Origin of the sequence: Psychromonas sp. L1A2, assembly GCF_009828855.1 — a bacterium.
Lineage (GTDB): Bacteria > Pseudomonadota > Gammaproteobacteria > Enterobacterales > Psychromonadaceae > Psychromonas.
This window is the reverse complement of the sequence record NZ_WUAG01000001.1, coordinates 2,454,045-2,477,074: the sequence shown is the minus strand read 5'-3', so window position 1 is coordinate 2,477,074 and position 23,030 is coordinate 2,454,045. Positions and strand designations below refer to the sequence as shown.

Annotated in this window: 18 protein-coding genes and 1 tRNA gene; 15 read left to right on the top strand and 4 right to left on the bottom strand. The window is 35.7% G+C overall.

Translation table 11 applies throughout. From position 1 onward, the window contains the following. The 8 genes from GQR59_RS10455 to GQR59_RS10420 all read left to right on the top strand — a co-directional run bounded on the left by GQR59_RS10455 (nt 1) and on the right by GQR59_RS10420 (nt 9,015). Nucleotides 1–663, top strand: a complete 663-nt coding sequence (locus GQR59_RS10455) for a riboflavin synthase (protein WP_160062262.1) — start codon at nt 1–3, stop codon at nt 661–663. An 89-nt stretch (nt 664–752) separates the two neighbouring features. Further along, the gene (ribBA, locus tag GQR59_RS10450) at nt 753–1,859 is read left to right on the top strand and encodes a bifunctional 3,4-dihydroxy-2-butanone-4-phosphate synthase/GTP cyclohydrolase II (RefSeq protein ID WP_160062260.1); all 1,107 of its coding nucleotides are present in this window, start codon (nt 753–755) and stop codon (nt 1,857–1,859) included. Between the two features lie 83 nt (nt 1,860–1,942). Beyond that, a complete protein-coding gene (ribH, locus tag GQR59_RS10445; RefSeq protein ID WP_025562783.1) occupies nt 1,943–2,410 on the top strand; it encodes a 6,7-dimethyl-8-ribityllumazine synthase in 468 nt (155 codons plus the stop codon). 5 nt (nt 2,411–2,415) lie between these two features. Continuing rightward, nucleotides 2,416–2,844 (top strand): transcription antitermination factor NusB, encoded by a 429-nt coding sequence (nusB, locus tag GQR59_RS10440; RefSeq protein WP_160062566.1) that lies wholly within the window; start codon nt 2,416–2,418, stop codon nt 2,842–2,844. Between the two features lie 130 nt (nt 2,845–2,974). Continuing rightward, entirely contained in the window at nt 2,975–3,694 is a 720-nt protein-coding gene (locus tag GQR59_RS10435; RefSeq protein WP_160062258.1) for a DUF445 family protein, read from the top strand. 592 nt (nt 3,695–4,286) lie between these two features. Then, the gene (locus GQR59_RS10430) at nt 4,287–5,249 is read left to right on the top strand and encodes a DMT family transporter (RefSeq protein ID WP_160062256.1); all 963 of its coding nucleotides are present in this window, start codon (nt 4,287–4,289) and stop codon (nt 5,247–5,249) included. Nucleotides 5,250–5,844: 595 nt separating this feature from the next. Next, nucleotides 5,845–6,871, top strand: a protein-coding gene (locus tag GQR59_RS10425; RefSeq protein WP_442966185.1) for an IS630 family transposase whose coding sequence is annotated in 2 segments (ribosomal slippage) — nt 5,845–6,294 and nt 6,296–6,871 — 1,026 coding nt in all. Because the reading frame shifts where the segments join, the coding sequence is not laid out codon by codon here. Nucleotides 6,872–7,167: 296 nt separating this feature from the next. After that, the gene (locus GQR59_RS10420) at nt 7,168–9,015 is read left to right on the top strand and encodes a chondroitinase-B domain-containing protein (RefSeq protein ID WP_201288049.1); all 1,848 of its coding nucleotides are present in this window, start codon (nt 7,168–7,170) and stop codon (nt 9,013–9,015) included. A 564-nt stretch (nt 9,016–9,579) separates the two neighbouring features. On the opposite strand, the gene GQR59_RS10415 is transcribed toward GQR59_RS10420, so the two are convergent. Both GQR59_RS10415 and metG read right to left on the bottom strand, forming a co-directional pair. Then, nucleotides 9,580–9,786, bottom strand: a complete 207-nt coding sequence (locus GQR59_RS10415; protein ID WP_160062253.1) for a DUF3565 domain-containing protein — start codon at nt 9,784–9,786, stop codon at nt 9,580–9,582. A gap of 176 nt (nt 9,787–9,962) precedes the next feature. Further along, nucleotides 9,963–12,023 (bottom strand): methionine--tRNA ligase, encoded by a 2,061-nt coding sequence (gene metG, locus GQR59_RS10410; RefSeq protein ID WP_160062251.1) that lies wholly within the window; start codon nt 12,021–12,023, stop codon nt 9,963–9,965. A gap of 226 nt (nt 12,024–12,249) precedes the next feature. On the opposite strand from metG, the gene apbC reads away from it, so the two are divergent. From apbC to GQR59_RS10390, 4 genes are all read left to right on the top strand, one after another. Next, nucleotides 12,250–13,335, top strand: coding sequence for an iron-sulfur cluster carrier protein ApbC (gene apbC, locus GQR59_RS10405; protein ID WP_160062249.1), 1,086 nt, complete (start codon nt 12,250–12,252; stop codon nt 13,333–13,335). Between the two features lie 120 nt (nt 13,336–13,455). Next, complete coding sequence (locus GQR59_RS10400; protein WP_025565270.1) at nt 13,456–13,707, top strand: DUF2164 domain-containing protein; 252 nt, start codon at nt 13,456–13,458, stop codon at nt 13,705–13,707. A 124-nt stretch (nt 13,708–13,831) separates the two neighbouring features. Next, complete coding sequence (gene recR / locus GQR59_RS10395) at nt 13,832–14,431, top strand: recombination mediator RecR (RefSeq protein ID WP_160062247.1); 600 nt, start codon at nt 13,832–13,834, stop codon at nt 14,429–14,431. 256 nt (nt 14,432–14,687) lie between these two features. Beyond that, nucleotides 14,688–15,356, top strand: a complete 669-nt coding sequence (locus GQR59_RS10390; RefSeq protein WP_160062245.1) for a hypothetical protein — start codon at nt 14,688–14,690, stop codon at nt 15,354–15,356. Between the two features lie 561 nt (nt 15,357–15,917). On the opposite strand, the gene GQR59_RS10385 is transcribed toward GQR59_RS10390, so the two are convergent. Next, nucleotides 15,918–18,119 carry a YgiQ family radical SAM protein gene (locus GQR59_RS10385; RefSeq protein ID WP_236546732.1) on the bottom strand — a complete coding sequence of 734 codons (2,202 nt, stop codon included), beginning with the start codon at nt 18,117–18,119 and terminating at the stop codon, nt 15,918–15,920. 243 nt (nt 18,120–18,362) lie between these two features. Next, a complete protein-coding gene (locus tag GQR59_RS10380) occupies nt 18,363–20,321 on the bottom strand; it encodes an exoribonuclease II (protein WP_160062241.1) in 1,959 nt (652 codons plus the stop codon). Nucleotides 20,322–20,553: 232 nt separating this feature from the next. On the opposite strand from GQR59_RS10380, the gene GQR59_RS10375 reads away from it, so the two are divergent. The 3 genes from GQR59_RS10375 (at nt 20,554) to GQR59_RS10365 (ending at nt 22,987) form a co-directional block, all read left to right on the top strand. After that, nucleotides 20,554–20,644, top strand: a tRNA-Ser gene (locus GQR59_RS10375). 753 nt (nt 20,645–21,397) lie between these two features. Beyond that, on the top strand, nt 21,398–21,655 hold the full coding sequence (locus tag GQR59_RS10370) for a hypothetical protein (RefSeq protein ID WP_160062239.1): 258 nt from the start codon (nt 21,398–21,400) through the stop codon (nt 21,653–21,655). Between the two features lie 3 nt (nt 21,656–21,658). Beyond that, on the top strand, nt 21,659–22,987 hold the full coding sequence (locus GQR59_RS10365; protein WP_328600619.1) for a sensor domain-containing diguanylate cyclase: 1,329 nt from the start codon (nt 21,659–21,661) through the stop codon (nt 22,985–22,987). The last annotated feature ends 43 nt before the right edge of the window (nt 22,988–23,030 follow it).

The window sequence follows — 23,030 nt, the reverse complement described above, 5'->3', positions numbered from 1 at the left end:
ATGTTTACAGGTATTGTTGCAGCAGTGGGCAAGATCACTGCAATCAAAAATAACGAAAAAGATATGACTATCACCGTTGATGCGGGCGGTTTAGATATGCATGATGTCAAACTTGGCGATAGTATTGCTAATAATGGTGTTTGTTTAACCGTAACGCGTTTAAGTGATCATGGTTTTGATGCAGACTTATCATACGAAACAATTAAACTAAGTGCTTTTTCTAGTATTCAAACAGGTTTCATGATTAACCTAGAGAAAGCAATGCAAATGAATGATCGCTTTGGTGGTCATATCGTGAGTGGCCATGTTGATGGTGTTGGTGAAATTACGTCTATTTCGCCTTTAGGTAATGCCATCGAATATTGGATCAAAGCACCTGATGATTTAGCTAAATATATTGCTAAAAAAGGCTCTATTACCGTTGATGGTATTAGTTTAACGACTAATGATGTTGATGGCGCTAGTTTTAAATTAACTATTATCCCACATACGATCAGCGAAACAACGATGCAAGAATACACTGTAGGCAGCCAAGTGAATTTAGAAGTCGACGTTATTTCTCGTTATCTAGAGCGTTTAATGTTAGGTGAGCATGCAGCTAAAACAACTACAAAACAACAATCTACAATGGATCTGTTAGCAAAAAGTGGTTTCATGGGCTAGTACTCATGCTTCAGTCACAATAACTTAGCGTTAATAGAACAGTACAAATTTTAGTACACTTTTCAGTACAAGAGATTTAAGGAATCAAAATGAAGTTAAATACAACAGCAGAAATCATCGAAGATATTCGCCTAGGTAAAATGGTTATTTTGATGGACGATGAAGATCGTGAGAATGAAGGTGACCTAATAATGGCTGCTGATTTAGTAACACCTGAAGCTGTTAACTTTATGGCTAAATATGGTCGAGGCTTAATCTGTTTAACACTGACGGCAGAGCGTTGTGAACAACTAAAACTACCATTAATGGTTGAAGATAATACCGCTGCCTTTTCAACTAACTTTACGGTTTCTATTGAAGCGGCTAAAGGTGTTACAACAGGTATTTCAGCTGCAGACCGTGCAGTAACCGTATTAGCTGCGATTGCAAAAGATGCTAAGCCAACTGATATCGTGATGCCAGGGCATATTTTCCCACTTAAAGCACAAGAAGGTGGCGTATTAACTCGTGCTGGGCATACTGAAGCGGGCTGTGATTTGGCTCGATTAGCAGGTCGTGAGCCGGCAGGTATGATTGTTGAAATCTTAAATGAAGATGGCAGCATGGCACGTCGTAGTGATTTAGAAGTATTTGCAAAACTACACGATATTAAGTTAGGTACTGTTGCTGATTTAATTGAATACCGTAATAACAATGAAACGACTATTGAGCGCGTGAGCGAATGTAAATTGCCAACAGAATTTGGTGAGTTTGATTTAGTGGCTTACCAAGACACTATTGATAAACAAGTTCATTTTGCGTTAGTGAATGGAGAAGTAAAATCAGATCAAACAACAAATGTGCGCGTACATTTACAAAATACATTTTCTGATAACTTCTTTTCTGATCGTTTAAGTCCTCGTACTTGGCCGATGCACACTGCATTAACTCGTCTAGCTAAAGATGGTGGTGTGTTAGTGATGTTAGGTCATCAAGAAACAGCTGAATCATTAATAGAACAAATTAAATATATCAAACAAGAAGATGCTGGCGAACGTGTTGCTGCTAAAGCACAAGGTGCGAGCAGACGTGTTGGTGTTGGTTCTCAAATTCTACGTGATTTAGGTGTGCAAAAAATGGCGTTATTTAGTTCACAGAAAAAATATCATGCTTTATCTGGTTTCGGATTAGAAGTAGTTGAATACATCACTGAATAAACCCATATATTCACTGAATAAACAATGTCTATATAGAAATAAACTGTGTTAGAATGCACAAAATTTTGTAATAAGGGTAGAAAATGAAAATAATTGAAGGTGGCTTAGCCGCTCCACACGCTAAAATCGCAATCGTGATCTCTCGTTTTAACAGCTTTATTAACGAGCAGTTATTAGCGGGTGCAGTTGATACCCTTAAACGTACTGGTCAAATTTCAGATGATAATATCACTGTTGTTCGTGTACCAGGTGCGGTTGAATTACCATTAATCACTAAGCGCGTTGCTGCTTCTAACAAGTTTGATGCAATTGTTGCATTAGGTTGTGTTATCCGTGGTGGAACACCTCATTTTGAATTAGTTATCAATGAATGTAATAAAGGTTTGGCACAAGTTTCGTTAGACTACAGCATCCCTGTTGCATTCGGTGTATTGTCAACGGATTCAATCGATCAAGCAATTGAACGTGCTGGCACAAAAATGGGTAACAAAGGTAGCGAAGCTGCTCTGAGTGCTCTAGAAATGGTTAATGTGATGGCGGAATTAGGATAATGGCTATGAAACCTGCTGAACGTCGTCGTGCTCGTCAATTTGCTGTACAAGCTGTTTACCAATGGCAAATTACTCAAACGGGTGTAACGCAAATTATTGAACAGTTCTCTGTTGATCAAGATATGTCTAAAACTGATGTACCTTACTTTAAAGAGTTGTTGATTGGTGTAGTACAAAACGTTGAGTCATTAGACACAAAATTATCACCTTATCTTTCTCGTAAAATTGAAGATGTTGATATGGTTGATATCGCAGTGCTGCGTTTAGCTATGTTTGAATTAACATACCGTACTGATGTACCACATAAAGTAGTATTAAACGAAGCAATTGAATTAGCAAAAGACTTTGCAACAGATGAGTCTTACAAATTTGTTAATGGCGTATTAGATAAAGCATTACGTAGCTTAAAGTTACGTGAAGACGTTTCAAAATAATTACGGCTTTTATCTGTAATAATTTGTGACTCATCAGAATCCAGTTATTTTATAACTGGATTTTTTTTCGATAAAAAATAGAAAATGCATTATTAATGTTTAATAAAAGACCATAAAAAAGGGAATAAATATGAATAAGAGTTTAGTTACCAACCTAATTGCTACATTAATATTAGGGGCTGGGCTTTTTTTGGGAGAAACTGAACTTGCCGCAATATTAACCATGGTAGGATTATTTGCGTTATCAGGTGCTTTAACGAATTGGCTTGCTATCTTCATGCTATTTGAAAAAATACCGTTCTTATATGGCTCTGGTGTTGTACCTGCTCATTTTGAAGAGTTTAAATCAGGTATCAGAAATTTAATGATGAATCAGTTTTTTACAGCACAAAATGTAGAACGATTTTTATCAGCAGGTAGCTTCTCCCCAGCTCAATTAAACTTACAACCTGTGATTGAAAAGGTAGATTTAAACCCAACTTATGATGGTTTGATTAAAGTGATTATGAAGTCATCATTTGGTGGAATGTTAGAAATGTTTGGTGGCGAAGAATCATTAAAGCCATTAAGAGAACCTTTTATAAAGCACATGAAAACCTCTATTATCGATTTAACGAATGATGATAAATTTATTGAATTGCTAAAAAATGAAATTGAACACCCTGCCATGATGCAAGATATTTTGGCAAAAATAGAAAGAATTATTGAGCAACGTTTAAATGAACTAACGCCCCAATTAGTGAAAGAGATCATTCAAGCTATGATCAAAAAACACCTTGGCTGGTTAGTGGTTTGGGGTGGAGTATTCGGTGGTTTAATCGGTTTGATCAGTGCACTTGTAGTCTCATAACTAGGTACTAATCAATTGATGTTTACCCGCTCTAATCAGGGTAAGCTGTTATATAAGCTACTGACTGTGACTATAGAGTTATTTACAGAGTCTTAAAAATCAACTTATTGTTGTATAGCCAAAGTAGATTTACATCGTGATATACGGCTAACGTTAAGGATTTATGTGCTCAATGATGGAAACAATAATAGTTTATTGTTTGCATCATATTTAATAAACTTAGGCTATTAACAATGCAGAAGTACAACTATAAACGTAACTATTATCTTTTTACTGTTACTTCATTAAAGTAAACTGAGTGAGAACATTGTTGATAGAGCACCCTAACTTTAATTTTAAACAGTATGCTAAGATATTTTTATATAGATATTAGCTACGTCTCTATCCTTTTAAATAATGATCCTAAACAAGTAGCCTGAAAGCCCTTTAAAACCTGAAAGCCCTTTAAAAATAGTCCACTTCTTTATTTCTGGTTTTGTTCATTTGACTAATTGCTGCTATTTATTTTGTAGATAACAAAGTAATTTGATTAGACTATGTTGTAAAAAACTGTTTTTATAGAAGATTCATCTTTTACTCCAATGAGCCCAATATGCAACATTATACCAATAGCCCTTATAAAACTTTTTTATTAACGAGTTTTGCATTAATCGCTTTTGCAGCAAATTCTGTCTTTTGTCGTTTAGCATTGGGAGAACAACAAGTTGATGCAGGTAGCTTTACTGTGATCAGGTTGCTTTCAGGTAGTATTTTTTTAGCTATTTTTTTGTCTTTTAAACATTTTTACTTTAATGCAAACTCTTTGGATAAAAAAGATTTATCGAGTCAGCTAAATGATAATAACAATGTTAGTGGTAAGAATGTTAGTAGTAAAAATATCCAGAGTAAAGGCAGTTGGCTTAACGCAATTTGGTTGTTTGTTTATGCAATGACCTTTTCTTATGCTTACATTCAACTCGATACCGCAACGGGTGCATTAGTTCTATTTGCGACAGTACAGGTTACCATGCTGCTAACACGAGTCCTTAAAGGGCATTTATTAAGCCGTGCTGAATTATTGGGTTTAATATTAGCTATCGCTGGATTTGTTTATCTACTCGCCCCACAAGTCTCTAGTCCATCGATTGTTGCTTTTGCTTTAATGTGTGTTTCAGGTATCAGCTGGGCATTTTACACATTAGCCGGTAAAAAAAGTGTCGATCCAACATCTGATACTATTTTTAATTTCTTTCGTACTTTACCCTTTGTTTTTCTTTTTGTATTAATCAATATGGATAAAACATTCTTAACGTTAGAAGGTATTATATATGCTATTTTATCTGGCGTGATGGCATCAGCAGTCGGTTATTTACTTTGGTATAAAGCACTAAAAGACTTACGTCATAACGTTGCTGCAGTTGTACAGTTATTAGTACCAGTATTAGCCGCTATTGCTGGCTTTATATTCTTAGGGGAAAGTGTGTCAACGGTGTTTGTTATTTCAAGTTTGATTATATTAAGTGGTATTTTACTCGTCATTAAAAACCCAACGCTTAGCTTTAGTGGTTCTCAGTAAAAACGCTGTATTCAACGGTTTACATTAATAAGCTGTTGAATACTTTATAGCGAAGCTTTCATATAATTACTTATAAATATCAACAGTATTATATTGGTTATCCATTTTGATGCCTGTACGTTGATTTACAGACTCTTGCTCAATTATTCTGGTTAACTTCATAAGCTTAATTAACTTGGCTGCTAATCTATCTTTACTCTTAAATCAATCACACTAATTAACTGATCTATTTTATTGGTTAAAATAACTTATTTCTTTGTTGTAAATTTAGTAAAGGGTACAAACCTTAAAGAATTAACATTTTTTGGTTAATTCTCTGACAGACTATTAACGAAGTTAATCTTCGAAAGGCCTCAATTTAGGCCTTAAACTAAATCATTTACTCTACGCAAAATTTAGATCCTTTATTTCATGTAATCAGTATTACTTAACGCTTTAATTTGCTTTGTCACAATGTATAAAATAATTATGTTTAATCTTGTTTGGTAAACTTTGGCTATTTCAAAAATTAGTCTAAAAAGTTTTAATACCATTCCGCCTAATTATGTGATCTAATGTATTTAATTATTAACTGATTATATTCTCTTGGTGACGTATGAAAAAACATGATTTTTCTGAATTGGCCAAAACACATAAAAGTGTTCGTATGAGACTGCGTTATTCTGCTCTAGCGCACTTTCAAGAAGGCAACTCTCGTACCGATATCGCTAAATTTCTTAAAGTGAGCCGTACTAGTGTTAATAAATGGATATCTCAATATCATCAAAATGGATTGGATGGATTAATTGATAAAAAGATAACTGGACGTCCCTTACGATTATCTGAAATCCAATCACTTCAACTAATTCAATATATTAATGAATATACAAAAAATGATAAGGGTGGCCGATTAGTAGGCACTGATATCCAGTTGTTTATTGCTGATAATTTTGGCCATCAATACCACCTTTCAAGTGTCTACAAATTACTTCACCGTTTAGGTTTTTCATGGATAACCTCTCGCTCTAAGCACCCAAAACAGTCCCTTGAAGTTCAAGAAGATTTTAAAAAAATTCCAAATAAAAATGATCCTTAAGATCCCTGGCCATATCTCATTAGATAGAGTCGATATCTGGTTACAAGATGAAGCACGTTTTGGACAACAAAATACAACAACAAAGCTATGGGCTAAAACAGGTAGCAGACCATTAGCTGTGAAACAGCAACAGTTTGAATATGCATATTTATTTGGCTCCGTTTGTGTCACTAATGGGCAATCACAAGCGATGGTAATGCCTTATGTCAATAAAGACATTATGTATGCTCACCTGAAACAAATATCCATGAGTACCGCCGAAGATCGGCATGCAGTCATTATTATGGATGGGGCTGGTTGGCATACAGAAGATCTTGCGACAGACTTTAATAATGTTAGCGTAATTAAGCTTCCTCCGTACTCTCCAGAACTAAATCCGATAGAACAAGTGTGGAGCTGGTTGCGTCAACATCATTTAGCTAATCGTTGTTTTAATGGTTATGAGTCAATTGTGGATGCGGTTTGTTATGCATGGAATGACTTTGTAAGTGATAGTCAAAGAGTAATAAAAATGTGCACTAGGGATTGGATGAATCTGATCAACTAATTAGGCGGAATGGTATAAGACCCTATATGATTAAACTTCATCTTATTTAACCTTCCCTGTGTGTGTATTCTTTACTTATGGTAGGTTTTTATCATTAATTTAAACATGACACTTCAGCTCAATTATTTATCAGCTCAATATATTATAACCCCTTTGATTTTATCATTACCAAAGACATTGATCACAACATCAATAGTTATCCATAGCTTGAATAAGGAAATGTGATCTCGTGAATTGTATTAATATATTATATCACTACATTGTCAAATACCTATAATTAGACCAAGGAATGGACCGTGTATAAAAAATTATTATTACTTTCAGCAATGGCTGGATTAAATGCATGTGGTGGCTCAGGTAGCAGTTCAAATGATACTAGTGACGCAATTGATGATGGCACTACTGAATCTACTGCAGCTGTAATAAGCGGAAAAACTTCAGTCGAATTGTATTATAAAAATGGCGATGTTAATGAATCCCTTAGCATTGTAGATCCTGATGATGGTGAAGAAGCTTTCATTGTGCAAACGGATATAGCGACTACTTACGGCATATTCTCACTTAATTCAGATGGCGAATGGACCTATGAAGTACCAGAAAATGAAACACTGGGTGACTTAAATGAAGATGAAAGCGTATCAGAGAGTGTAACCGTCACCTCTATTGATGGTACTGAAGCAACGATACGTTTCACTATCCTTTCCGCTGATGCACTTTCTGATGATGACGATAACGACAGTGATGATGAAGACGATAGTGACGATGACGATGTTGACACTTATGCATGCTCAGATGCTTTCGACGATGACGGATCTGATGATGCAAATCCTGTTGTGACTGGAGCAACGCATAATTCAACCATCGATGATTTAAACGAGTTATTAAACAGTGGAGATGTGCAAGGTGGAGATGAAATTATTGTTTCTGGTGATGGTGAAATCTCAATTAAAGATACTTGTTTCGATACTCAAGTTTTAATCCGTGCTGAAAGTGTTGGAAGTATCATTTTAGAAACGGCTGCTATTTCTAACTCTCAAAACATTACTTTACAGGGGTTTGTATTGGGTCCAAATGATGCCAGTACATTACTCAAAATTGTAAACTCAAAAAATATTAAAGTGTTACGTAATACATTTGATCATAAAGATATTACTGATGGACAAACTTCAGTGGTATTAACTGAATCAAGTGAAAAAATCTCAATTGCATATAATGAGTTTCTGGATAAGAATATTGTTGTTGAAGACGACGATGGTCAAATCAATTCAGGTAGTTACATCAAATTTCAATATGATGACGATACTGAAACGATGACAACCAACGCACACATTCATCATAACTACTTTAAAAATATTGTCCCTTACGTAAAAGAGGGCAATACGACCCCTGAAGGTGACTCAGACCGTGAAGCAATCGTCTTTGGGGATTCGGGTTCTCAAGATGTAGAAACAAACCATTTAATTGAATATAACTTGTTTGAAGATACCGATGGTGAAAATGAAATTATGACTGTTAAAACGTCAAATAATACATTCTCAAACAATACTTTTTTAAACTCTATGGGCTCACTATCGTTCCGTTTAGGGCATGATAATAAAGCAGAAAATAATTATTTTTATGGTACTGGCGATAGTACCTTAGTGACGGATGCTAATTACGAAACAGGCGGTATTCGAGTTTACGGCGCAAATCATACTGTGAGTAATAATTATATGGAAAACTTATCGGGTACGAGTTGGAGAAGTCCTATATTAATTGATTCAGGTGATGTCTCTGATAGTTCTAATGGCAATAGTCATGAAGCACCAACCAATGTGACTGTGACGGACAATACGTTAGTAAACAATTTAGGCGGAGGTATTTTCATTGGTCGAGATAACTATACTATCGTGCCTAAGGATATTACTATTTCAGATAACTTAGTGACGGGAAGCAAAGGTAGTTTATTTAATAACTATGCTAATGATGATGCTAATACCTGGTCTGGTAACCAATCATACGCAACCGGTTCTGCTGCTGATAATGAAGATGGTACTTTAGGTGCTGGCGAGTTAGAAGTACTTTCATCTGAGCCTACTATTACTGCTCCTACACCTTTAACGACTGAAGATGTTGGTCCAACAGCTGACATCACAGCTATTTAATACCAATCACAGTAAATAGCTTATCTATTTTACTTGTTAAAACAGCTCACTTCCTCGTTGTAAATTTCGTAAAGGGAACAGCCATTTACGTCAATTTACGCCTTGAATTGAACTGTTTTTTCAGCGCAAAATTTAGATAACATATTTAATGTAATCGGTATAAGTTTAACCATCCAAAGCCAGTCATATTAAGTATGACTGGTTTAACAACTAATCCTAATGCTTGTCTCGTCATATTAAGTTTATGAAAACAATTTCAGTCATGATATTAACTGCTATGTACAGATTCAATATCTGTATTAATTGTTCGTTAGTAAAGACACATAAAGAAATAATACCAATGGAATTAAATAAGTGATCAGAGATTGCGCAGGAAAAATTAACACTAATAAGGCGTGAGTTGTAGGAGATAGTTGTTCTCACTTCAAAACTCACAACGCATTTAGGGGTGATTTTAACCAGCAAGAATGATCACCTTATTAATTCTTTTGGTCTAAGTAATTAATAGAAAGAAATGAGGTATATAGGGATACTTGGATTCAGAACATTTAACTGACTGTTTTGTTATTGTTTATCTTTCGCCTCTCCAGTATCACATTTAACACAGTTTAATTGATGTCCAATCATCTTTTTTCGACCGGTTTCAGTCGTTACCCATAACCGAATGCTCCAAGGCGGGTTATGCCTGACATGCTGAAAATGCCCACAATGTAATTGAGCAACCCAATGATGTTCGTCATCTTGGTGATAACCAATGATCTGCTGTTTCATTATTATTTTATTTTCTCTTATTTAGGATAAACATAATGATGAATAATCATGACTCATACCAATTACGTTAAGTATGTGATCTATTTATCGGAGTTGGTATAAAGTAATTAGCAACAAAAAAAGCCCTAAGTGGTTAAGCTTAAGGCTTTTTAGTATTTAATTAATCATAACAATTATTACATAATACGCTGACCAGGTTTAGCACCAGAGTCTGGATTTAAGATATGAATATCTTCACCGCCAGGGCCAGCAGCTAATACCATGCCTTCAGACAAACCAAACTTCATTTGACGAGGTGCAAGGTTCGCCACCATCACTGTTAGTTTACCTTCTAAGTCTTCAGGATTATAAGCAGACTTAATACCAGCAAAGACAGTACGCGTTTCACCACCAATGTCTAAAGTGAGTTTTAATAACTTATTGGCTTTAGGCACATGCTCAGCCTTAGCAATCAACGCAACGCGCAAATCAGTTTTTGCAAAGGTATCAAAATCAATTTCAGGTGCAATAGGTTCCTTGTCTAATTCACTTTGGCTTTCAGTTTGTGTTGCTTCAGCTACTTTTTCTTTTGCTGCTGCATCAGCGGCTGCACTTGCTTTTGACGATTCAACCATCGCTTCAACATGTTTCGGGTCAATACGTTGGAATAACGCTTTGAATTTGTTGATTTGGTGGCCAGCTAATGGCACCTGAATACTATCCCAGGTTAATGTTTCATTTAAAAATGCTTCACTACGTTCAGTTAGTTTTGGCATGATTGGTTTTAAGTAAGTCATTAGTACACGGAACAAGTTAATACCCATTGAACAGATATCTTGTACTTCAACTTCTTTACCTTCAACTTTAGCTAATGCCCACGGCGCTTTATCATCAATGTATTTATTAGCAATATCAGCTAGTGCCATAATTTCACGAATAGCACGTGAAAATTCACGTTTCTCAAATTGTTCTGCAATCGAATCGCCAGCAGCAACAAACTGTTGGTATAGCTCAGGCTCTGAAACTTCTGAAGATAATTTACCATCGTATTTTTTAGCAATAAAGCCAGCAGTACGGGAAGCTAAGTTAACTAATTTATTCACTACATCTGAATTTACACGTTGTGTGAAATCATCAAGATTAAAATCTAAATCATCAACACGTGATGTTAATTTAGCTGCATAGTAATAACGTAAGCATTCAGGATCTAAGTTTTCTAGGTAAGTACTCGCTTTGATGAACGTGCCTTTTGATTTAGACATCTTCTCACCATTAACACTGACATAACCATGTACGTTAACGCCAGTAGGCTTACGGAAACCCGCACCTTCTAACATGGCAGGCCAGAACAAACCATGGAAATTGATGATATCTTTACCAATGAAATGGTAAAGCTCTGCAGTACTGTCTTTTGCCCAGTAATCATCAAAGTTAAGGCCGTCAGTACGATCACATAGATTTTTAAAGCTACCCATGTAACCAATCGGCGCATCTAGCCAAACATAAAAGAATTTACCCGGTGCATCTGGGATCTCAAAACCAAAGTAAGGTGCATCACGTGTGATATCCCATGCTTTCAAGCCACTTTCAAACCATTCACTGAGTTTATTAGCAACTTCACTTTGAAGTGCACCTGATTTAGTCCATTCAACTAACATATCTTGGAACTGTGGTGCATCGAAGAATAAGTTTTCAGTGTCTTTCATCACCGGTGTTGCATTTGAAACAACTGATTTAGGATTAATCATTTCAGCAGGGCTGTAAGTTGCACCACACACGTCACAGTTATCGCCGTATTGGTCTTCAGCCTTACATTTAGGGCAGCCACCTTTTACAAAACGATCCGGTAAAAACATCTCTTTTTCTGGATCGTATAATTGCGAAACCACTTTTTTAGTGATGTAGCCGTTATCACGTAATGCTAAATAAACTTGTGATGATAATGCTTTGTTTTCTTCAGAATGCGTTGAGTGGTAGTTATCAAAACTGATATTAAAACCCTCAAAATCTTTTTCGTGATCTGCTTGAACTTGTGCAATTAATTGCTCAGGTGTGATACCCATTTCTTGCGCTTTAAGCATGATCGCAGTGCCATGAGCGTCATCGGCACATACAAAGTGAATGTTATTACCGCGTAAGCGTTGGAAACGAACCCAGATGTCCGCTTGTACATGCTCAAGCATATGCCCTAAATGGATTGGACCATTTGCATAGGGAAGGGCGCAGGTAACAAGGATATTACGATCTTGATTAGCCATTTTATTTGATATTCCTTAAGTCTAAGCGGATTTTTTACAGCTTGTAATACTACCCAAAAAACAGGGTAAATCCCACTCTTATCTATATTAGCTAACGTTGAAAAGCATAAATAAAGCAATGTTTAGCAACGATAGCGCAGATATTTAATAGACTTCGTTTTAATAAGGATGAATTATCTAATCATTTTGATAAACTCATTCATCAATTTAGGTTTAAGGAATGACTATGCTGTTTAAAAAGAAAACTATCGAACAACAGGTTTTACAATGTTTTGAGAAAATAATTGATTCAGAATTACTCAAAAAATTTACAAAGCAGCGCTTATTAACCATCAAGGAAGAGTCAGCTGAAATATCAATTCGTTTGCCATTCTATGCACCTAATTGGTTAGCTGATTTACAAGCACAATCTAACGAGTCGTTAACTTCTATTTTCAAGCAAGCACCCACGTGGAACGTGACTTATAAAGTGCCTACTTTTGAACATAAAAAAGGGACTAAAACAAACCCTAATATTAAAAATATTATTGCAGTCTCTTCAGGCAAAGGTGGAGTCGGTAAATCTACCGTAAGTGTTAATTTAGCGATTGCATTAGCTAAAAATGGTGCCAAGGTTGGTGTATTAGATGCCGATATCTACGGGCCTTCTTTACCGACTATGCTCGGTCATAAAAACACTAAATCAACGTCTGCTGACGGTAAGTTATTACAACCCATTGCCGCACACGGTATTGTTGGTAATAGTATTGGCTTTTTAATTGATGATAAAGATGCCATGGTGTGGCGTGGCCCAATGGCAAGTAAAGCACTGCAACAAGTACTCAATGAAACGGATTGGCCTGCATTAGATTACTTAATTGTTGATATGCCGCCAGGTACTGGTGATATCCAACTAACGATGTCGCAAAATGTCGCTGTAACCAGTGCTGTGATTGTTACAACCCCACAGGACGTTGCGTTAATTGATGCTCAAAAGGGCGTGATTATGTTTAATAAGGTCGATGTTCATGTCACTGGCTTAATTGAAAATATGAGTGTCTATTCATGTGTTAAGTGTGGGCATCAAGAAGCTATTTTTGGAACGGGTGGCGGTAGAAAATTAGCTGAACAGTTTAACTTACCGTTCTTAGGTGAATTACCATTACATATACAATATCGTCAAAATACTGATGAAGGTTGCCCTACGGTTGCTAAAAATGAACTTCCTGCATTAGTAGAACCGTACTTAGCATTAGCTGAACAAGTCGCGATTAACCTTTATAAAAACTTAGAGCCAACCATTGAACAAATCAAAATAACAGAGCTGAAATAACGGTATGAATGTTAGCTAAAGCACAACGCTTTCATTTAACAAGAAAAAACCGTCTAATAGCGATATTTATTAGATTGGTTTTTGAACGTATTTATATCGCATTTTTTGTAAGGATTCACAATGCCTGAAATCAAGTTTTCAACGTCTCAAAAGACCGCGATCGTTGACGAGATACAAAAGTATTTTGAAAAAGAGTTAGATCAAGAGCTTGGTCAATTTGATGCTGAGTTTCTACTCGATTTTTTTAGTGAAAAAGTCGGTAGTTATTATTATAACCAAGGTCTTAATGATGCGAGAGCAATATTAGATGATAAACTCGACACCATTACTGAATCCTTTTATGAGTTAGAAAAAATAACCGAGTTTGGTTAAGTACTGAGCTGACTTAATGATTAAGTTAAACATTTTATTCGCCACTGCTTATACCGATAATGTTATTCAGCAGTCGTTAATAGCGTCATTTAAAAACAGATTTAAAAATAGAAGAAGTTAAACCATGTCAAATAGACCATTAATCGAAGAGCTAACACAAGCATTGCAGTGTTTACCAAGTGTCGGGCCAAAGTCTGCACAACGAATGGTGTATCATTTGTTAGATAAAAACCGTAATGGCGCACTTAAGCTAAGTGACGTGTTAGCACGAGCGGTTACTGAAATAGGCCATTGCCAGCAGTGCCGAACGTTCACTGAAGAAGATTTATGCCCTATCTGTAATAATCAAAAGCGTAATGATAACGGGACTATTTGTATTGTTGAAATGCCAGTGGATGTGGTGGCAATAGAGCAAACAGCATTGTTTTCTGGTACTTACTTTGTGTTAATGGGACACTTATCGCCTCTTGATGGTATTGGTCCTGAGCAGCTTGGTTTAAACCTATTAGAAAAGCAGATGCAAAAAGGCAATATCACCGAAGTTATCTTAGCCACTAACCCAACAGTTGAAGGTGAAGCAACCGCTTATTACATTGCTGAAATGGCCAGAAAATTCAAAATCCAAGTAAGCCGCATTGCCCATGGTGTACCAGTGGGTGGAGAATTAGAGTTTGTTGATAGCACAACGTTATCGCATTCATTCTCTGGGCGCTCAATGTTATAATTTCTGATCAGCTTATTTATATCATTAGCATGCTTTCGATTTTATTTTATTCGATTAGTTTAGATTAGCGGGCAGGGGAAATAGCTGAACCGTTACATTCAGGCTAATCACTTAACCCTCAAATGAAAACACAGAAAAAATATTGTCATGTTCATTATTAATCAAAGCGATGAACTGCAATGGTCAATTTAATCACCCTCGTGATGGTCATTAATAATAGAAACCACATGGATTTGTATTTACTTAAAGGAATAAAATGTCTGCCAATAATAATGTCCCTTTTGAAGGCACAGACAAAGCACGTAAAGCATTAAAAACAATACTAACAACTTCAACGTTTAATACGTTATTAGCTAATCGAATTCCTGTTTCCATTGCTGATAAACTTTCTCGACAAGTAGTCGATAATGTTGATTTCTTAACACTGTTTAAAATTGTTGCTGAAGATATGCAAAACCAACACGTTCCTAAACAGCGTATTTTAGATAGGACCATTGTGCACATGTTCGAAATTTTGTTTCGCATCATTAATGCAGAGAAAGGTAATGAAGCAGAGGCCATGCAAAAAGAGTTTTTTACGCTTGTGCCACGTGGTGAGTGTTTAGATTTATTTTTACAATTAGTAAAAGAATATTGCATGGGAGATGCAGAAATTCAGCGTTATACTCATAAACTAGAAGAATTGATTGAAGGTTACAGTAAGGAATACATTATTAACTGGGATCAGTTGTATAAAAGTGTAGCCTTTAAAAGTTATCTTTCTGCCTTACTATCATTAATATTAACTCACTTACGTGAAGATAGGGCGCCGATTCCCGCATTAGAAAATAAAATACCAACGCATTTTCAGCCTTACCGTATTAATTCATTTTTAAATCAAATATGTAAATTAAAGCAAACAGGCGCACTTCAATTAGATGCTTAATATCAATCAATTTTGTAGATCTACTATGTAAACCATTTACGTAAATCCATTATGTAGATGAGACGAAGCAAGCACTAATCAGTTCGATATCTAGGGAAATTGAATCTTCTGAAAAGGTGTTAATACCAAAAGAATTAATAAGGTGATCATTCTTGCTGGTTAAAATCCCCCCTAACTGCGTTGTGAGTTTTGAAGTGAGAACAACTATCTCCTACAACTCACGCCTTATTAGTGTTAATTTTTCCTGCACAATATCTGATCACTTATTTAATTCCATTGGTATAACACTGATTGTTTACTGCCTGTTTGATTAGCCATTAGGTATCAATTAATTCGCAACACTTACTACTACTGATTGAAAACCATCCACACACGAGATCAAAAAATCCTGTATTGAAACGAGTTATACCAATCTGGATAAATAGATCATTTATTTATCCAGATTACTATAATGAAAAACCAGATAAATTTTTACTATAAAAAAGGCGTTAACTTAGTTAAAAGTTAACGCCTTTTTTGCATATAAATTGATAACTCTACTTTATCATTTATTATGATTAATTATTTTTGAAACTGATTAGTGCTAAAGCGTGTTAACCCTTGTTTACCATTTGTTGCTGGTTTAGAACCAAACTTAGCTTTAGGCGTACGTTTATTATTAACCACTTTACCTTGATTTTTTGGAGCAACTTTACCTTTTAAAGGCGCTTTTCCTTTTTTAGCATTTCTATTCATCACTTCCGCACGTGTTTCTTTAGGTACTAAACACGTTGCTTTACTACCAATCAAGGTTTTATCTAATCCCATTTTGGTTAATGCTTCACGAATAATGACCCAGTTAGCGGGATCATGATAACGCAGTATCGCTTTATGCAATCGACGCTGAACGGTTCCTTTTGGAATAGACACTGATTCACTGTTTCTTTTTACATTACGCAATGAATTAATTTCTGTGTGGTACAAAGTCGTCGCATTCGCTAAAGGTGAAGGATAAAAGTTTTGTACTTGATCTAATTTAAAGTCATTTTCTTTTAGCCACATGGCTAGGTTGATCATATCCATATCTGTTGTGCCAGGGTGAGCTGAAATAAAGTATGGGATCAGGTATTGTTTTTTACCCGCTAATTTAGAGTAATGATCAAATAGCTCTTTAAATTTATCGTAGCTACCCATACCCGGTTTCATCATTTTGTTTAATGGACCTTCTTCGGTATGCTCTGGTGCTATTTTCAAATATCCGCCTACGTGATGTGTCGCGAGTTCTTTAACATATTCAGGATCTTTAATCGCTAAGTCATAACGTACACCTGATGCAATCAGTACTTTTTTAATACCGGGTACTCTACGTGCCGCGCGGTATAGCTCAATGGTTGGCGTATGATCTGTATCGAGGTGACCACAAATAGTTGGCCATACACAAGACGGTTTACGGCACGTTGCTTCGGCTTTTTCACTCTTACAACGTAACTTATACATATTAGCCGTTGGACCACCAAGGTCTGAAATGACGCCAGTAAACCCTGGAACTTTGAGTTTAATGTCTTCAATTTCATTGATGATTGATTCCTGTGAACGACTTTGTATTATACGACCTTCATGCTCTGTAATACTGCAGAAAGTACAACCACCAAAACAACCTCGCATAATATTAATAGATGTTTTTATCATATCGTAAGCGGGAATTTTAGCATCGCCATAACTTGGATGCGGAACACGTGCATAAGGTAAACCAAACACACCATCCATTTCACTTTCTTCTAAAGGTGTTGCAGGTGGATTTAACCATATGGCGCGACTACCATGTTTTTGCATTAATGCTTTTGCAGAAGTTGGGTTAACTTCTTGGTGAAAAATACGCGATGCATGTGCATACAGCATTTTATTTTCTTTTACTTGCTCAAACGTCGGTAAGTTAATATAAGTCGTTGACCAAGCTTTAGATTTTTCTTCCCATCTTTTTTCACGCTCTTCTTGTGGCGTGCCTTTATGTGGTGTCATTTGGATAACTTGCGCTGTTTTAGTGATGTCTGATGCTTCATCAGCAGCATCATTTTCATCTTTCGCAGTATCACATTTTTCACTTAAGTCTTGATAAGGGCTATAGATAGGATCTATTTTACCTGGTTTATCGACACTACGTGAATCGATACCTGTCCATCCAGGCAGCGCTGAATTGGTTAAGAAGGCACTACCACGTACATCGGTAATGGTTTTAATATCATCACCTTGTGCAATTCGGTGTGAAATTTCAATTAGCGGACGTTCTGCATTTCCGTAAATTAATAGATCTGCTTTTGCATCAAACAAAACAGATTGACGTACTTTGTCAGACCAGTAATCATAATGCGCTATACGACGTAAACTCGCCTCAATACCACCGATGATAACGGGAATACCTTTGTAAGCTTCTTTACAACGTTGTGTATAAGCAGCAACAGCTCGATCTGGACGTTTACCACCTTCATCATTTGGCGTGTAAGCATCATCATGTCTTAATCTTCTTTCAGCCGTATAACGGTTGATCATTGAGTCCATGTTACCGGCAGTTACACCAAAGTATAAATTAGGTTTACCTAGTTCCATAAATGCATCTTTTGAATGCCAATCAGGTTGAGCGATAATACCGACTCTGAAACCTTGTACTTCAAGCATTCGACCAATGACAGCCATTCCGAAACTAGGGTGATCCACATAAGCATCACCTGTGACTATAATAATGTCGCAGCTATCCCAGCCAAGCTGCTTCATCTCTTTACGTGACATAGGTAAAAAGGGAGCGGCTTTAACAGAGTCGCCTCTGTATTTTGGATATGAAAATAAATTGCGGTCTTTGTGGGGAGTTATTGGCTTCAAGAAAAAATCTCTAGTATTGGAATGTTAAATTGAGATTATTGTACCATAGAGTTTAACAAAGTCGCTTTTTGTCGTTCACAAAAAAAGGGGATAATCAGTCGATCTTAAAGATCAACTGATTAGAGGTGTTTTTTTAAGAGGAACAAAAGCTGTTTAACCTAATGGATCAGCAAGTTTAGCAATTAATTGACGAGACTCAGGTTTAACCGACGTTAGCATTACATCAATCACATCACCTAATTGCAATTCGATTTGATCGGCTACTTTAACCACGCCTTGTTCGCGAACACATTCTATTTTTTTAGCGTCAGAAGATTTCCCTAACAAGCTGCTTGGTACAAAGAAAGTTGCACCGTTTTCTTGCACACGAACGCGACAACCTGCTTTAACGATATCAAATATCTCTGCTTTATAACGCCAATCTGAATTCTCTTGGTCTTTTAAATAACCACAATACAACAGATTATTGACATCACGTTCAGCCATACGTTGTGCTTTACGCGCTTCATTCAAGTGAGTGCCAATCTCTGAGTCAACCGGTGTCGAAGCTTGTAGTGTTAATACAGACTTAATTAAACGATGGTTAATTAAGTCGCCATATTTACGAATAGGGGAAGTCCACGTCGCATAATGTTTAACGCCCATCGTAAAGTGTGGAGCTGGCGTTGCAGATGTATCAGCATAAGACAGTAAACGACGTAGACGATGGTCTAAATAAGCATTATGTAGCTCAGCGACTTCTTGGCGCATTTTCACATAACCTTGAAGAGTGGCTAATGAAGTGGCTTCAACCGTAATTCCGTATTCAGCTAATAATGAAGACGCTTTACCTAGACGATCTGTTGCTATACCTGAATGTACATTAAATACACCGGCTTGTTTATGTTTTGCTAAAAAGTCACCAGCACAAACATTAGCTGCAATCATCGACTCTTCAACTAAGCGGTTCGCTGTGCGGCGAGGCTCACATAGAATCTCATACACTTCACCTTTATTATTCAGCTTCAAAGTGTAGTCAGGTTGGCTTTTCATGACAATCGTATTGTCACAACGCCATTGATGACGAGCTGCTGTCGCTTGATCTAACACGTTTAATAATTGGCTTAATTGCTTATTTGGTTTCCATTGACCGTCTGCTAATTCATCATTTTCCAAGTAATTAGATACATCATTATAATTAAGACGGAAATGAGATTTTATACATGCGGCAAAAAATTCTGGCTCACCAATAATCTCTCCGCCTTTACCTATTTGTAACGTACAGCAGATAGTGGCGCGTTTTTCACATTCTTTTAATGAACATAAACTATCGCTCAAATCACGTGGCAACATAGGTACATTAAAGTTGGGTAGATAGAGAGTAAAAGAGCGTTTGTGTGCTTCTTTATCCATTTCACTTTGTTCTGGCACGTAAGCAGAAGGATCTGAGATCGCCACTGTTAATGCCCAGCCTTGATCGTTTTCTTCAACGTATAACGCATCATCCATATCTTGCGTATTAACGCCATCAATAGTGAAGAAAGGGAGCTTAGTCAGATCACGGCGATCAAGTTCAGGATCAATCACTTGCCAAGGGTGGTCAAAATCAGGCGCTTTATTGGGTAGCTTATGAGTAGCAACAGCAATTAAACGGTAAGCAAAAGGGTCGTTATATTCAGCAATTTTTTCAACTACTTCAACTAAAAAACCATTTCCATCTAAAGCATGGGTAAGTAGTTTAACGGTAATCCAATCACCATTGTTATAACCTTTATTAGCTAATTGCATCGCACCTTTAATTTTAAAGAAGGCATTTAATAAAGGGTTATTCGCTTTAATCGAGATACGTTTATCGCTAATCGATAACTGTGCAACAAATTCAGTCGTATCAGTTTGTTTTAGTTGTACGGGTTGAGCAGATGACTTATCGCCATTCTCTGTGATAGCAGCACTAATACGATCACCATGTAATACTTTTTTCATATCACTTGGTGCTATAAAAAAACGTTTACCTTTGTCGGTTTCTAAAAATCCAAATCCACGATCAGACGCTTTAACAATACCAGTACGTTTAGGTATATTCTCCTGCATTGTTTGTTTAAGTTGATTTAATAATGGATTGTCTTGGAACATACTTGAAACCTTCAATGAATAGCAATAAGGCGCTTAAAGAAAACGTATTTGAAAAAATAATAAAAGCGTTAACATTTATAAACTTGTGATGAGATAGTAAAGGTGATTGCCTTTGAATTAAAGGTTGAATAGCTTAAATGTGAAAAATTAATCTTATTTAGCGATAATTGAAAATAAATTAAAAAAAGACTTGGCTTTTTTTTCAATTTGTTTATTATACGCCTCGTTCTGCGGAGGGGTGGCAGAGCGGCTGAATGCACTGGTCTTGAAAACCAGCGAGGGTTAATAGCTCTCCGAGAGTTCAAATCTCTCCTCCTCCGCCACATTAAGAAAAAGCACTTACAGTTTACTGTCAGTGCTTTTTTGCTTTCTGAAGCATTAAAAAATTCAATCTCTCCTACATCATCTGCCTTTAATGCTGTATTAAAAATTTAATTTTTCCTGTGCCATCTGTTTTTATTTTTTGATGTATTAATAGGTTTAAGTTTTTGTACTACATCTTCCATAAGAAGAGAAAGAGTGTCTTTTTAAGAAGCTCATTTTCATTTCTATCGTGTTATGCCAATCTGGATAAATGAATGGTCTATTTAGGCGTTAGCGAAAATAGAAAATAGCAAGGCGTTGATTTCGGTAACTAGTTTTATTCTCATTACAGAATCAACAACGAAGCTAGGATTCATTTTAACAAGCAAGAATGATCACCTTATTAATTCTTTTGGTATTACTTTTAAAAGATACAAAGCTGCTTATCATCTACTTTACATTACTTAAATCCTTCACCATTTAGAATAATGAGTCTTGTTCTCTTTTAGCCATAGTACTTTTACAATCCACCGATACAAGATACCTGAAACTTATTATTAGCAAATGGTTTAAAAACTACAGCATTGCTAATCAAGTCACGTTTTATAGACCCCTCATTATTCGGTTCGGTTTACTTATAGTCATTCGAGGCTATAATTGAAATACCTAATAATAGGTAATTTGTGTAATTTTAAGTTACTATTATTATTTTGTATTTTAAATCAGCTAGTAAATTTCTTTTTATTATTTTAGATAAAAATGGCCGCTACATTATGAAACCATTATCCTTTAAGCAACTGCAGCTTCGTGTACTTACTGTACTATTTCTATTATTTTCGAGTACGGTTATCGGTTATCGTTATTTTCTTGAGTTACCTAAGCTAGAAAAAAATATCGCTTTATTGGCTGAAAAAGAATTAAAGCTTTTAGATTATGGTGTACAAGCAGCTTTAACTTCCTTATCTCGCTTAACTTATGATTATTCTGTTTGGACCTCAACTTATGATTTTATGCATGATTTGAATGAATAATATATAGAAGAAAATATGGTGCAAGATACCTTTAACAGTCTCAAAGTAGATGGCATATTTTATCTAAATGAAAAATTAGAGCCTATATTCACTAAAGGTGTACACCATCTTAGTGATGAGGAGTTGATTTTTTCGTTTTATAATTTTAAAAAATATCCGCTTAATTCAAAAATATTGCCAATTCCAATCAATGGAGAAGGAGCTCCTCATAAAGAAGGATTTATTAATACTGAATATGGACCTGCATTATTCAGTGCTTTTCAAGTAAGAGACTCTAATAAATTTGGAGATAATCGTGGATTTTTAATTTTTATCCAATTAATAGAGCAGCCATTCCTCGATTTACTCAATCAATCGACATTAACAACAATAAGCATAGATAATGATATTTTAGATAAAAACTTAAATGGATTACCTTTGTGGGGTGAGGGAGTAATAGTAGAAGGTGTTAAACCTTATAGACATATCTTATTTCAAGATACAAATGGTTTACCAGTTATTATTTTAAAAATTAAGCACAGTAAAGGTGATTTACCGCCTCTCCTTAACGAGCATAGCCTGATATTTATTTCGATACTGAGTTTATTTATCTATCTGTTCTACCATCTAATTACTCACACTATTATTAAACCAGTAAAAAAGTTAGCTTTAAGTATTAAATTAATTGATGAAGAGCTAGGATTTAAGTTATTAGATGATAAATTTTCTGTTAAAGAACTGATGGTTGTCTCTAATAATGTTAATCAATTGATTAACACAGTACAGCAACAAAATGATTTACTAAGAAAACAAGCGACCACAGATCAACTTACTAATTTGATGAACAGGCATGGGCTTTTGGCTGTGTTAGAAATTCATAAAGACCTTTGTATTCGTCAAGGTATTAGTTTTGCTGTAGTTATGTGTGATATTGACCATTTTAAACAATATAATGATCACTTTGGCCATTTACAAGGCGATCAAGCACTGGTTGATGTAGCACAAATTCTAAAACAACAATGTAAGCGTGCAAATGATTATTGTGCACGATATGGCGGAGAGGAGTTTACTTTATTGTTTAGCGATATGAGTGAAAATGATTTACAGAAAAAATTACTTAGTATCAGTGACGCAATGAAAACGCTAAATATAGTACACCCTAAATCTCAAACAGCCCCTCACATGACTTTTAGTTGTGGCGCAACCATTATTAAAGCAACTGATGTAGTAAATCATAGTTTGCCTATAAGTGATATGTTCAAATGTGCAGACCAAGCTCTCTATGAAGCAAAATCAACGGGCAGAAATAACTTTGTAATAAAAGAGTTTGTAACACTAGCGCCAGATGAGTAGAGATAGGAACTAGAACATTAAAATGAAGTAAGTTAGTCATTAT